The sequence below is a fragment of the Bacillus sp. ISL-4 genome, assembly GCF_018613275.1.
Lineage (GTDB): Bacteria > Bacillota > Bacilli > Bacillales > DSM-1321 > Peribacillus > Peribacillus simplex_E.
In genome coordinates, this window is the sequence record NZ_JAGGQN010000007.1 from 167,613 (window position 1) to 179,558 (window position 11,946).

Annotated in this window: 14 protein-coding genes; 6 read left to right on the forward strand and 8 right to left on the reverse strand. The window is 41.0% G+C overall.

Features of this window, described 5'->3' with window-relative positions; translation table 11 throughout:
- Positions 1-22: 22 nt before the first annotated feature.
- A complete protein-coding gene (locus J7J00_RS04210) occupies positions 23-835 on the reverse strand; it encodes a YfkD famly protein (protein WP_214787743.1) in 813 nt (270 codons plus the stop codon).
- Between the two features lie 470 nt (positions 836-1,305).
- On the reverse strand, positions 1,306-2,361 hold the full coding sequence (cax, locus tag J7J00_RS04215; RefSeq protein WP_214787746.1) for a calcium/proton exchanger: 1,056 nt from the start codon (positions 2,359-2,361) through the stop codon (positions 1,306-1,308).
- A gap of 192 nt (positions 2,362-2,553) precedes the next feature.
- Here cax and J7J00_RS04220 point away from each other — a divergent pair, with 192 nt between their 5' ends.
- Both J7J00_RS04220 and J7J00_RS04225 read left to right on the forward strand, forming a co-directional pair.
- Positions 2,554-3,720 carry an MFS transporter gene (locus J7J00_RS04220; RefSeq protein ID WP_214787749.1) on the forward strand — a complete coding sequence of 389 codons (1,167 nt, stop codon included), beginning with the start codon at positions 2,554-2,556 and terminating at the stop codon, positions 3,718-3,720.
- A gap of 330 nt (positions 3,721-4,050) precedes the next feature.
- Entirely contained in the window at positions 4,051-5,970 is a 1,920-nt protein-coding gene (locus J7J00_RS04225; protein ID WP_214787752.1) for a heavy metal translocating P-type ATPase, read from the forward strand.
- Positions 5,971-6,109: 139 nt separating this feature from the next.
- Here J7J00_RS04225 and J7J00_RS27870 read toward each other — a convergent pair whose 3' ends face one another.
- Genes J7J00_RS27870 through J7J00_RS04235 form a run of 3 tightly spaced genes read right to left on the reverse strand, consistent with a single transcriptional unit; the run spans position 6,110 to position 7,452 of the window.
- Complete coding sequence (locus J7J00_RS27870) at positions 6,110-6,232, reverse strand: hypothetical protein (protein WP_286201161.1); 123 nt, start codon at positions 6,230-6,232, stop codon at positions 6,110-6,112.
- The gene (locus J7J00_RS04230) at positions 6,204-7,043 is read right to left on the reverse strand and encodes a YihY/virulence factor BrkB family protein (RefSeq protein WP_286201162.1); all 840 of its coding nucleotides are present in this window, start codon (positions 7,041-7,043) and stop codon (positions 6,204-6,206) included. Before J7J00_RS04230 ends, J7J00_RS27870 begins: the two co-directional genes overlap by 29 nt.
- Before the next feature lie 16 nt (positions 7,044-7,059).
- Positions 7,060-7,452 carry a YtxH domain-containing protein gene (locus J7J00_RS04235; RefSeq protein ID WP_214787755.1) on the reverse strand — a complete coding sequence of 131 codons (393 nt, stop codon included), beginning with the start codon at positions 7,450-7,452 and terminating at the stop codon, positions 7,060-7,062.
- Positions 7,453-7,683: 231 nt separating this feature from the next.
- Between J7J00_RS04235 and J7J00_RS04240 the strand changes: the two genes are divergently transcribed.
- From J7J00_RS04240 to J7J00_RS04255, 4 genes are all read left to right on the forward strand, one after another.
- The gene (locus J7J00_RS04240; protein WP_144527905.1) at positions 7,684-7,908 is read left to right on the forward strand and encodes a DUF1128 domain-containing protein; all 225 of its coding nucleotides are present in this window, start codon (positions 7,684-7,686) and stop codon (positions 7,906-7,908) included.
- Positions 7,909-8,005: 97 nt separating this feature from the next.
- Positions 8,006-9,271 carry a molybdopterin molybdotransferase MoeA gene (locus J7J00_RS04245; protein WP_214787758.1) on the forward strand — a complete coding sequence of 422 codons (1,266 nt, stop codon included), beginning with the start codon at positions 8,006-8,008 and terminating at the stop codon, positions 9,269-9,271.
- Complete coding sequence (mobB, locus tag J7J00_RS04250) at positions 9,259-9,774, forward strand: molybdopterin-guanine dinucleotide biosynthesis protein B (protein WP_214787762.1); 516 nt, start codon at positions 9,259-9,261, stop codon at positions 9,772-9,774. Before J7J00_RS04245 ends, mobB begins: the two co-directional genes overlap by 13 nt.
- Positions 9,775-9,785: 11 nt before the next feature.
- Positions 9,786-10,028, forward strand: a complete 243-nt coding sequence (locus J7J00_RS04255) for a DUF2164 domain-containing protein (RefSeq protein WP_214787765.1) — start codon at positions 9,786-9,788, stop codon at positions 10,026-10,028.
- Positions 10,029-10,068: 40 nt separating this feature from the next.
- Here J7J00_RS04255 and map read toward each other — a convergent pair whose 3' ends face one another.
- From map to J7J00_RS04270, 3 genes are all read right to left on the reverse strand, one after another.
- The gene (gene map / locus J7J00_RS04260) at positions 10,069-10,815 is read right to left on the reverse strand and encodes a type I methionyl aminopeptidase (protein WP_214787768.1); all 747 of its coding nucleotides are present in this window, start codon (positions 10,813-10,815) and stop codon (positions 10,069-10,071) included.
- 106 nt (positions 10,816-10,921) lie between these two features.
- Positions 10,922-11,437, reverse strand: coding sequence for a type 1 glutamine amidotransferase domain-containing protein (locus tag J7J00_RS04265; RefSeq protein ID WP_076370894.1), 516 nt, complete (start codon positions 11,435-11,437; stop codon positions 10,922-10,924).
- A 204-nt stretch (positions 11,438-11,641) separates the two neighbouring features.
- Complete coding sequence (locus tag J7J00_RS04270) at positions 11,642-11,917, reverse strand: late competence development ComFB family protein (protein WP_286201163.1); 276 nt, start codon at positions 11,915-11,917, stop codon at positions 11,642-11,644.
- Positions 11,918-11,946: the final 29 nt, after the last annotated feature.

The window sequence follows — 11,946 nt, forward strand, 5'->3', positions numbered from 1 at the left end:
CAATTCGGCGAGTTTTTTCAATTTACCTAGGTTGCTGCGAGACTGTAAAGCTGAAGGAAACATGGTCCTGAACCGGTATCCATGCACCGATGCCTTGTGAAGTGATGTTCTTTATCGTAATGGTTCTTTTATTTCCTTTTAGGTTCAAATATACTTCCCCATATGTGACCTTTCCTTTTTCATTGACGGCGGAAGCAAAACTGGATAGATAACCAATCCTATTTGAAGCAACATTGTATACTTGATCTTTTTTCGTACCAGCTCCGATGATCGTTTCAAAAGCCAATGGCAAATTCGTTTTTTCAGTGGCTTTTAGCAGCATCATCTTTTGTACATCCTCAGCCTTAGGGATTTTCGCTGTCAGTCCGCCACTCACTGCCTTCTGACTTTCCTGGACATAACGGATCTTATAGGGAACTTCACCGCCGCGATTATCATAGTAATTCGTATTGATCTTTTGGTATTCCCAGTTTGGTGCCGTTTCCGAGGACTCATAATTCAAGGCCCAATGGCCAAGGTAAATGGTCGCCCTGTATCCAAAAGCAAGCGGGGCTTTTGCAATTGCGGATTCATTTAACATTTGGATGAGTTCTGGGTTTTCAATCTTTATATCCGACGAATCGATCAATTGTTCGGCAAGATTACTTGGCTGCAGCATCGGAAGATCCTGGGTCGGGTTCGGATACGTATTCTCCTTTGCAATATTCAATACTGAAGGTGGAATATTCACCTTATTCGGATTTGCTTTGACTTCTGGTATATCAGCTGCAAAACTTACATTCGCCTGAATGAAGGCAATTAGGGCAATCATCGTAATAAAAATAGTTCTTCTCATGCTGTCGCACTCCTTTTGAGGGGTTCAATCATATTGATTATAGATTTTGTTTTTAGCCAACATTCTATACATTTCATTACGATTTCAACTTTGTAATAAATTTGTAAAGTTCAGAATATTTACTTTTCTTTTCAAATCAGTTATACTTAGTTTACATTATAAAAAGGAGGCGAAATCGTTCATACCTATTAAACCTTCAGGAGGTATGCTTATCGAACAATCCATGACACCCTTTTAAAGGATGACAAAAAACGAATTCGCCTATACTTAAATCTGGTGTAAAAGGATGGTGTGACACTCTAGAATATTTTCTCAACTTTTTCAAAAGCATGATGAAAAATTTTGGAATAACTTATGAATGGTAATTTACTAATATAGAAATGACTCTGCTAAATCTAACCTGAGCAGAGTCATTTCTATTTTTTAACTTTATAAAAAGAAAGACCTCCCACATCGGAAGGCCTGCATTCTTATAATAAATAAAATCCAATTCCCATAATGAAGTAAGCGGCCAATAAGGTAAGGCCTTCAAACCAGTTCGTTTCCCCGTCATTAGAAATCATGATCACCAGAAAGACTGCTGAAACCATTGATATCAGTTCTGGCATTGTGAAAACAAGCGGCATACGGGTTGGATACATTAACGAAATCAATACGAGTACAGGAGCGACGAACATCGCTACTTGAAGCGTGGAACCAACGGCAATCTCCACAGCGACATCCATTTTGTTTTTATAGGCCATTATGACGGCGGAAGCATGCTCTGCCGCGTTACCGACGATCGCAACGATAATGACACCGATGAATAACTCCGACCATCCGAAGGCTTCCCCCACCTCGCTAAACGTATGGACAAGTTTTTCCGATGCGTATGCAACAGCCAATGTAGCGGCAGCAAGTATTATAATAGCCTTTTTCCTGCTCCACTCCGGTACTTCCTCTTCATGTTCCTCGAGTTTCTCTGTATGCTGATATACCCCGCGGTGAGTAACCAATTTAAAGAATAATGCAGCAAGATATAATAAGATCAATATAATGGAAATTCCGACGCTTAACGACATCGTGCTTGTTTCACCCATGTTTTGTGTGAATATTTCCGGTATGACGAAGGCTACAATTACTGCAAAAATCAATAGTCCGGCATTATGCCTCGCATCGAATACATTAAACTTCTGCCGTTTGTATTTAGTCCCTCCGACAAAGAATGAAAGTCCTGCCACCAACAATAAATTTCCTAAAACGGAACCAGTCAAAGACGCCAGCACGACACCCACTAGCCCCGCCTTTAATGAAAAGATGGATATGATCAATTCTACTGCATTACCAAAGGTTGCATTCAAGAGACCGCCAATCCTTGGTCCCATAACGATTGCTAAGCTTTCAGTGGCCCGGCCCATGAAGCCTGCCAGCGCCACGATTGTTAAGCAATATACTACGAACATGATTACACTCGGCCAATGCAATAATGACCCAATGACAGATAAAGGGACGCCTAACAGGACAAGCCCCAAAAATATTTTATTCACGATACTTCTCCTCACAATCCTATAGTTCTTTTTATGTAACAAAAACTATCATACATAATCTTCGGGTGATGACAAAGGAAAATTTTATCAACGCCTCTCTTCTTGACAATATTTACCCAAATTTCTATTGCTTAATCCTCTTCCTAAGATGTAACATCAAGAAGGTATACATTTCTTAGGAGACATGATTTTATGAATAATAAATTGCTTTTAAGCGTTTTAATCTTAATTGTCGGCATATCGGGGTTTTCTCAAGGGATGCTTCTGCCGATCATTGCCATCATTTTTGAAAATGAAGGAATTAGCTCATCCCTAAACGGGTTTCATGCAGCCGCCCTTTATATTGGAATTCTATTGATTTCTCCTTTTATGGAAGCCCCACTCCGTAAATACGGCTATAAGCCATTGATATTATTTGGCGGGATAACGGTCATTGTATCGCTTGCCTTATTTCCTGTCTGGAAATCATTCTGGTTTTGGTTCGTTCTGCGTTTCTTCATTGGTATCGGCGATCATACACTTCACTTTGCTACACAGACATGGATCACTGCCATTTCACCAATAGCAAAGCGCGGAAGGAATCTTGCCATTTATGGACTTTTCTTCAGTCTTGGCTTCATGATTGGCCCGCTGATGACGAAGCTTCTCGAGATCAATCAGTCTTTGCCTTTCATCATCACATCCATACTTAGCCTTCTGGCTTGGTCCACTGTTTTCCTTATAAGAAATGAGCTTCCTGAACAGGATGATTCTGAAAGCACATCATTCCTTGGCACACTCAAAAGGTTTACGAAAGTAAGCCGCATAGCCTGGGTCGCTTTTTTACTTCCGTTTACATTTGGTGTGCTTGAAGCCTCATTGAATAGCAATTTCCCTGTATTCGCCCTGCGCTCCGGAATCGATTTAACCGCAGTATCCATCATCATTCCGGCATTTTCTGCAGGGACTCTGCTTACCCAGATACCCTTGGGGATGGTCAGTGATCGTTTTGGACGGCGAAAGACCTTGCTGACGATTCTTATTTCAGGGTTTGCCATATTCACGCTTGCAGGGATTTATTCCTATTCAGTGCTTGGCCTATTCATCTGCTTTATGTTTGGCGGAATGATGGTTGGTTCGACTTTCTCGCTGGGAATCAGTTATATGGCAGATCTTTTGCCTAGAAACCTATTACCTGCCGGGAATTTATTATGCAGTATATTCTTTAGTCTCGGCAGCATCGGCGGTCCATTCTTTGGCGGCCTGGTTATAGAACACATTGATGGAGGGAACTTTTTCTATATGATCAGTATCATGCTTTTCCTTGTCTTCATATCATTGGCCTTGTTTAAGGAAAAAATGCCTGCTTCAGTTATGTAGTATAGTTTTTTATCTGGACTACTTCTTTTATTATTCAATTTGAACGGTTTTTATCAATAGACTTTATATTGGTTAGGAGATACTTTATATTTTTTACTAGATTAGAATCATTCTTCTTTATTTCTGAATAGGATATGTGGTAATATAATAATAACAAAAGGAACATCACGTTTATAAACCTTTAAAAACATTGCTGTCATCGCAATTACGGTGGCAGCTTTCATATTTTATCCAGAGAAATGACGTTGATTATCTTTCTCAATTAGATATAACACAAATGATAATCTATATCATTTACACAAAATAGAGAAGAATGTGGGAGGGAATCTTATGACTACAGATACTAAACATTTAACCCAACCGGCTGCATGCAAAACCACTTGGTTGGAAAAAGCAAAACCTCATCTAGAACTTATTGCTGCATTATTCAGCGGATTACTTATAGTATTGGGCTGGGCCCTTTCAAAGAACGGAATGGAAACTTCTTCCATGGTCATATACTTGGCCTCTTTCTTGATTGGCGGATATGCCAAGGCGAAAGAAGGCATAGAAGATACGATTGCCGACCGGGAATTGAATGTTGAGATGCTGATGATTTTTGCGGCAATCGGTTCTGCGGTCATCGGATATTGGACGGAAGGCGCCATATTGATTTTCATCTTCGCTTTAAGCGGTGCCCTTGAGACATACACGATGAATAAAAGCCATAAAGAAATTTCGGCACTAATGGACTTACAGCCCGAAGAAGCACTGCGCATCACTAATGGATATGAAGAAACCGTATCCGTTTCACAGCTGCATGTCGGGGATTTGATTTTAGTGAAACCAGGTGAGAGAGTTCCTTCAGATGGAAAAATCACGGACGGCCGTACCAATATCGATGAAGCCGCTATCACTGGCGAATCCATACCAGTCAGTAAATCATTGGATGATGAAGTATTTGCGGGAACGGTTAATCTCCGTGGAACGATTACCGTGGAAATCACCAAACCGGCAAGTGAAACATTATTTCAAAAAATAATCACTCTCGTTCAATCCGCACAAAGTGAAAAGTCCCCTTCCCAGCTGTTCATTGAACGGTTTGAAGGGACTTATGTAAAAGTAGTATTGACGGTTGTCGCCTTGATGATGTTCATACCCCATTTCCTATTGGGGTGGAGCTGGACCGAGACATTCTACAGAGCGATGATCCTGCTCGTTGTCGCTTCTCCTTGTGCCCTTGTGGCCTCTATCATGCCTGCTACACTTTCTGCCATTTCAAATGGAGCCCGTCATGGCATTTTATTTAAAGGAGGCATCCATCTTGAGAATCTAGGTAATCTGCAGGCAATTGCTTTAGATAAAACCGGTACATTGACAAAAGGAAAACCAGAGGTAACGGATGTCATTATCCGCGAAGATTTAAACGAAGATGATTTCTTATTTCATATTGCATCTGTTGAAAATTATTCGAATCACCCTTTGGCAACATCGATCGTACGTTATGCCAAATCAAAATTGCAAAAGGATATCATTAAACCAAATAACATGGAAGATATCTCAGGTAATGGGGTTCAAGCCTATATCAATGGCGTGCTTTGGCAAGTCGGAAAAGCTGATTTCGTCGGTCGCAGTGAAGCAGAACGATTCCAAAATGGCATTGCACTGACATTGGCTGAACAAGGTAAGACAATCGTTTATGCAAAAGATGATCAAGGAATTGCAGGCATACTCACTTTGAAAGATGTCGTGCGTGAAGAAACCGTTACAGCCATCGAAGCCTTGAAAAATGAGGGCATCCATACCGTCATGCTTACAGGGGATGGGGAAAAAACGGCTAAAGCGATTGCTTCGGAGAGCCATATTGATGCATATATTGCCGAATGCCTACCTGAAACCAAAGTGACTGAAGTGAAAAGGCTGAAAGAGCATTTTGGCACTGTAGCAATGGTTGGGGATGGCATCAATGATGCACCTGCACTAGCAACAGCATCTGTTGGAATTGCAATGGGTGAAGGCACGGATGTTGCCTTGGAGACAGCGGATGTCGTTCTGATGAAGAATGATTTGCCGCGCATTGCGGAAGCTGTCAAATTATCCAAGAAGATGAATCGGATCATCAAACAAAACGTCATCTTTTCAATTTCGGTCATCATGATCCTGATAGCAACCAATTTCCTTCAATTTCTAGACCTCCCATATGGCGTGATTGGCCATGAAGGAAGCACAATTCTCGTTATACTGAACAGCTTAAGACTTTTGAGAAACTAAGCATGAAAAAGGAGCCCTCGAGGGCTCCCTTTTTTATGCTTTTTTCATTTAGTGATATCCGTTCTTACCGTTTGCAGAACCTGATGTTTTATGGTTCGAACCTTTATTTTTTCCTTTTTGCTTTGTGCTGCCATCCTTTTTACTCATGAATGAACTCCTCCTCTACAAAAGTTGTCATTTCTTGAATAGTATCCGCAGCATGATAGTCCGCTATTACGGAAACTCCAGGAAGCTCATCCACATTCCGGTTTTTCCTTTTCACTAATGAGAGCATTTATTTCCCCGCCCATTATGATTATGAGCCCCGACAAATAAAACCAGACCATTAATACGATTATTCCTCCAAGACTGCCATATGTTGCGGAATAATTAGCGAAGTTCTCCACATAAAATGAAAACAAAAAGGAAGCGAGACTCCATCCTGCCGTTGCAAAGATAGCACCAGGCAGTACGGTTATGCACTTCAGCTTTATGTTGGGGGCAATCCAATAAAGGATGGTGAACACAATTAAAAATACAAGCGTACTGATCACCCATCGAAGTTGGTTCCAAATCGTAAGAAATTCATCGGATTGTCCAATTTCGGCAAATAAAAACACTCCGATTTGTTTTCCGAATACCGGCAGCAATAAAACGACAATAAAAACAAAAATCATCGCTAAAGTGAGAAGAATCGACATTCCCCGGGAAATAAAGAAAGTTCGACTTTCTTTTACACCGTATGCATGGTTAAATGCTTTAATGATTGCATTCATCCCATTCGATGTCGACCATATCGTTCCGATGACACCAAACGACAATAAAGTCCCATTCGCTTCCATCACTTCCGATAGGTTTGCCTCAATGATTTTCATCGAATCGTCAGGCGCATATGTACGGACGGTATTCAATATATCTTCTTGGGAAAATGGCAGATAGGCCAATAAGGTGAATAAAAAAATAAGTAACGGAAACAGGGAAAGTAAAAAGAAATAAGACAGCTGTGCGGCAAGCCCCGACACATCATCGACCTGTAACCGTTTTATGAAAGTCATGAAGAATGAGCTTTTCAGCCATTCTTTTTTATTGGCCATACCACCACCCCATTTTCTAATTTAAGGAAATCCGTTCATGGTGACTTGAAGTTGGCTCTTCTTCCTCTGCAGCAAAAACTTCCTTCGTCTCCATCACCACTTGGGCAACTTGCGAAGGAATATCCTTCATTTCCTCCACCTTTTGGGAAATGAAGGAGACATCATCGGAAATTTTTTCAACAGTGGAACGGACCTTTGATGATGTTTCACGTACTTGTGTAAGCACCCCATTGGGATTCTTTATGAATTCCTTCATATTACCCATACAGCTTTTACTGTTTTCCAATACAGAATTACGCGTATCCTTATCAAAAAGGCTTATCGCTGCCCCAGCCAACGCCCCAATAAAGACCGCTTGCATAAATTTGCTTTTCTTGGCACACTTATATTCTTCTCGAATGTTGCTCATATATTCTCCTCCTCGTCATATATTAGTTGATGTATTATGGTAGCTATCTCCATTATACAATGTTTAAATATTTTTTTTCCTATCTTTTCCCAAACTCTCACACTTTAAAACGTGGAGATGACCAAGTATATCGGGGATTAGGCTTCGCTTCCCACCCGAATATTCATTGACTTCTCAAGGTAATCATGCAAAGATGAAAATAATTTAGGAACGTATGAAAGGATGAGGGAAATGGATTTAACGCAAAACACAGCCGAAAGTGTCGAGTATATGATTGAAGCAATCAAGGATAAATTAAAAGTAATGAACTTTGGTGCAATCAAATCGACCCATTTTGATATCGAGATGTACGAAGAACTGCACGATATTTATACAATGGTGATGAAAAAAACGAATTTCAGTGTCCGTGAAATGGAAGCTATCGCTGAAGAACTTGGAAGACTGCGTAATAAGTAACATTCAAATCCTCCCATACCGGTGAGGATTTTTTTCATTTTTAAAAAAATTCTGCTACATTTGATATAGAAATTGAAAACCGACAGGAGTTGTAAGCATGGTAGAAAGAAGAACGCCCATCAGTATTGCAGAAGCAGTGGAAAAAGTGATGAAGCATAAATTAACAGGACATATGGAACTGATTCCCCTCGAGGAAAGCCATGACCGTTTTTTGGCTCAAGATATTGTAGCTACAAATGATGTTCCGCATTTTAACCGCTCGCCATATGATGGATTCGCCCTTAGGTCCAAGGATACGGCTGGAGGTTCCATAAATAATCCTCTCGAGTTCGAAGTGGTTGAAGAGTTGGCTGCGGGTATGGTATCGAATATTCCTGTTCAAAAAAATCAAGTGGCAAGGATCATGACTGGAGCTCAGATGCCAGCTGAGTGTGATGCCGTAATCATGCTCGAGCTTACGAAGGAATTCGAAAAGTACGGAAAGAAGTACATATCATTTAAACGCTCGCTTAAGGAAGGCGAAAACGTTTCTTTTCAAGGTGAGGATGCAAAGAAAGGCGATGTACTTGTAAAAAAAGGAACAGCGATCAATCCAGGGATCATCGGCTTGCTCGCAACATTCGGTTATGCCGAAGTGCCAGTTGCCACTAAGCCTGTCGTCGGATTATTCGCTACGGGGTCTGAACTTCTTGATGTTAATGAACCGTTGCAGCCCGGTAAAATTCGCAACAGCAATTCACATGCCATCTCCGCCCAAATTCAGAGGGCCGGAGGAGAAGTCCGTTTCTATGGAAAGCTAAAGGACGAATTCGAATTAAGCTACGATGCCATTTCAACTGCCTTGGAGGAAGTGGATCTGCTCATCACGACAGGAGGAGTTTCTGTCGGTGATTTTGATCTTCTCCCGGATATTTATCAAAAAATCGGCGCTGATGTCTTATTCAACAAAGTGGCCATGCGCCCCGGCAGCGTGACGACCGTAGCCGTATATAATAACAAATTTTTATTCGGTTTATCCGGCAATCCATCCGCCAGTTATGTCGGCTTTGAACTATTTGCAAGACCGATCATCCGCACCATGCTGTTTTCGGAGCATCCGCATTTACGAAAAGAGACGGCACAATTGGCAGAAGACTTCTTAAAACCCAATCCATTCTCACGTTTGCTTCGGACCCGATTATTTTACGAATCTGGCCAGTTGAAGGTAATTCCTAGCGGTGTGGATAAATCCAATATTACAACAAGCTTGGCAGGTGCCAATTCACTGACCGTCTTACCTGGGGGGACACGTGGTTTCCAAACTGGAGACTTTGTGGACATCCTGCTTCTCGATGAACAAGAAGGATGCAAATGGCCTTGGTGAAGCCCTTTATTTTCCAGGTGGTTGGCTACCAAAATAGAGGAAAAACGACCTTCATAACGAATATAATCAAACAGCTTCGCGAAGCAAAATTAGAGACAGCCGTTTTAAAACATCATGGACATGGCGGAAAACCAGATGTCACAGGCACGAAGGATTCCAATAAACACTTTCATGCAGGGGCGGCCGCCTCACTTGTTGAAGGAGATGGCACAATCGAGCTGCTCGGCAATTTCAAGGGGAAAGCCCCTATCACTGAGCTGGTTCAATTACTGTGTCTATTTCTCCCTGATGTGATTTTAATTGAAGGTTATAAGCAAGAGGACTTTCCTAAGGTCATTTTAATCAAAGAAAAAAGTGACCTCCTGTTATTGGAACGGCTTACTAATGTAAAAGCAGCTGTGGCTTGGCCCGAATGTCTGGAACGAACAAGGAATCATGCTTCAGTACCCGTCTTCCCTTTGGATTCGGATCAATTCATTACATGGTTTTTAGAACAAATATGAAGGAGGGCACAATGTTCATACAATTTCCCATTGAAAAGCGCCGCAAGATGATCGAAAGCATCCAAGAATATGTGTATCAGGAACAAGGCAAGGAAATCGGTGAAATCGCTGCTGAAAATCATTTGCAGTTCATTTTCGAAAATATTGCTCCCTTTATTTATAATGAAGGTATCAAAGATGCTAAAAAAATCATTGAGGACAGATTAGGAAATATTGAAGAAGATTTGTATTCATTGGAACGTCCAATTGATTAAAATGAAAAAACAGCATCATAATTGATGCTGTTTTTTTTGTTCATTGTTCGGTCAGTATAAGCGGACCGTTTTTCGTAATGGCAATCGTATGCTCATATTGTGCCGAGTATTTCCCATCTGCAGTGGATGCCGTCCAACCATTCGGATCCCGGCTTGCTTTATATGTACCTACGTTTACCATTGGCTCGATGGTGAATACCATGCCTTCCTTAAGACGCGGACCTTTATTTGGCAGTCCATAATGCGGAACCTGCGGCTCTTCATGAATGACATTTCCTATCCCGTGTCCGATGAAATCACGAACGACAGAGAAGCCTTCCGCTTCGACATATGTTTGTATGGCATGACCTATATCTCCAATCCGATTGCCTTCCACACATACATCAATCGCCTTATATAAAGATTCCTTCGTCACATTCACTAAATGTTCGGTTTCCTTTGAAACCTTACCGACCGTATACGTCCAGGCAGAGTCAGCAAGGGCCCCGTTATAATTGACGACCATATCAATCGTTACGATATCTCCATTTTTCAAAGGGGTCTTACGAGGAAAACCATGACAAATTTCTTCATTTATGCTGGCACATGTCGCATACTCATACCCTTTGTAACCCTTTTGTTCCGGCTTCGCACCATGTTTTTTTAAGAATCCTTCAACAAATTCTTCAATTTCCCATGTTGTCACCCCAGGAACAATCAACTTTGCAATCTCCCTATGACAAGCTGCCAAAATTTTACCCGATTCATGCATCGCTTGAATTTCACGTGCAGATTTTAATACGATCAATCGTGACACTTCCTTTTTAATTCGTCTCTCCTTTTATTTTACTGCAAAGATTGAAGTATATGAATCCTTTAAAATGAAAAATCCCGGCAGTTGCCGGGATTTTTCATTATTTCAATAGATTGAGCGATTCCCGGTTAAATGCCGGAAGGTCTTCAGGTGTCCTGCTGGTTACAAGCTGGTTGCCGCAAACCACAACCTCTTTGTCCAAATATGTGGCACCTGCATACTCCATATCGACTTTAATGGATGTATATCCTGTTGCGTGGCGTCCTTCAAGTGTTTTAGCCGTAATCAGCAACTGCGGTCCATGACAGATCGCAAATACTGGTTTTTTATCATCCATGAACGATTTGGCAAAAGATACGAAGCGTTCGTCAGCACGCAGTTGATCAGGGGAAAACCCACCGGGGATGAATAATGCATCGAAATTTTCTGGTTTCACCGAGTCGATGCTTTCATCAATCTCGACTTCTACCTCCCCTTGTTTCCCTTTAACAGTTTTCCCTTTTATCATTTCAATCGTCGTTACCGTATGGCCGGCTTCTTCAAATGCTTTTGCCGGTTCACTATACTCCGAGTCCTCAAACATATTCGTTACAACACATGCGATATTTTTACCCATAATCATTCATCTCCTCAATTTTTGATCGAATGAACCAACTTTGTACTTTATTTATGTTCCCTCTGCCACCATAAATAAAACACATAATTAATGGTTGTCCCTTTTGTTTATGAGTAATATACCGCTATATTTCCTAAATCCCTTCGGTGGTCACTGTCTGCCTTTTTTAATATCGGAGGAAAAAAGATAATGGCAGCCTTTTGATCAATGTTTAGGATACTGGCCAACAACGTGTATCGCATTGATGATTCTTTTATTGATCCATTTCCTGTTTTCTTCTTTATTCAAATTTCCAAATATCCTTTTCCGCCCTTCTTCCGTGGTTACATAGTAATTAGGCAGGTTATTCAATGATAATGTGATGATGTCATTCTTACATTTCCTGCACGAACAAAATGTTTGGTATTCCGTACCTGACATTAATACCTGCACCCATGTCACAACGATTTCTTCCATCACATTTGTATATTCTCTTTCCATATATATTCTCCTTCAAAAAGAAAAACCCG

Excerpts from the sequence above, each read along its gene's own strand:
- J7J00_RS04225 (WP_214787752.1), top strand. The coding sequence starts at position 4,051 with ATGACTACAGATACTAAACATTTAACCCAACCGGCTGCATGCAAAACC.
- J7J00_RS04235 (WP_214787755.1), bottom strand. The coding sequence starts at position 7,452 with ATGAGCAACATTCGAGAAGAATATAAGTGTGCCAAGAAAAGCAAATTT.
- J7J00_RS04265 (WP_076370894.1), bottom strand. The coding sequence starts at position 11,437 with ATGGGTAAAAATATCGCATGTGTTGTAACGAATATGTTTGAGGACTCG.
- J7J00_RS04220 (WP_214787749.1), top strand. The coding sequence starts at position 2,554 with ATGAATAATAAATTGCTTTTAAGCGTTTTAATCTTAATTGTCGGCATA.
- J7J00_RS04240 (WP_144527905.1), top strand. The coding sequence starts at position 7,684 with ATGGATTTAACGCAAAACACAGCCGAAAGTGTCGAGTATATGATTGAA.
- J7J00_RS04245 (WP_214787758.1), top strand. The coding sequence starts at position 8,006 with ATGGTAGAAAGAAGAACGCCCATCAGTATTGCAGAAGCAGTGGAAAAA.
- J7J00_RS04255 (WP_214787765.1), top strand. The coding sequence starts at position 9,786 with ATGTTCATACAATTTCCCATTGAAAAGCGCCGCAAGATGATCGAAAGC.
- J7J00_RS04210 (WP_214787743.1), bottom strand. The coding sequence starts at position 835 with ATGAGAAGAACTATTTTTATTACGATGATTGCCCTAATTGCCTTCATT.
- J7J00_RS04270 (WP_286201163.1), bottom strand. The coding sequence starts at position 11,917 with ATGGAAAGAGAATATACAAATGTGATGGAAGAAATCGTTGTGACATGG.
- mobB (WP_214787762.1), top strand. The coding sequence starts at position 9,259 with ATGGCCTTGGTGAAGCCCTTTATTTTCCAGGTGGTTGGCTACCAAAAT.
- J7J00_RS04230 (WP_286201162.1), bottom strand. The coding sequence starts at position 7,043 with ATGGCCAATAAAAAAGAATGGCTGAAAAGCTCATTCTTCATGACTTTC.